This window comes from Bartonella sp. AA86SXKL, from assembly GCF_042196885.1.
Map to the genome: position 1 here is coordinate 1 of NZ_JBHIRE010000117.1, position 356 is coordinate 356.

Below are 356 nucleotides of genomic sequence, written 5' to 3' on the forward strand. Positions count from 1 at the left end.
GAGAGAAACTATTACCATTAACGGTATTGCAAAAGGTGCTGGTATGATCGCACCAGATATGGCAACGATGCTTTCGTTTGTGGTGAGTGATGCAGCCATTTCTTCGCAGATGCTCCAATCCATGTTATCAGAAGCGGTTCAGGAATCTTTTAATTCGATCACTGTGGATAGTGACACTTCAACATCAGATACCCTCATGATGTTTGCAACAGGAAAAGAAAGTTTTCCTTGCATCACAAGTAAAACTGATCCACGTTATGAGGTATTCTCAAAACAATTGCGTGCGCTTTTACATGAGCTTGCATTACAAGTTGTTTGTGATGGTGAAGGGGCGCGTCATTTAATTGAAGTTCATG

At 41.3% G+C, this 356-nt stretch carries 1 protein-coding gene; it reads left to right on the top strand.

Annotation, left to right across the window (positions count from 1 at the left end; genetic code table 11):
* The coding region (locus ACFIO5_RS10300; protein WP_375705349.1) for a bifunctional ornithine acetyltransferase/N-acetylglutamate synthase at positions 1 to 356 on the top strand (356 nt) is incomplete at both ends.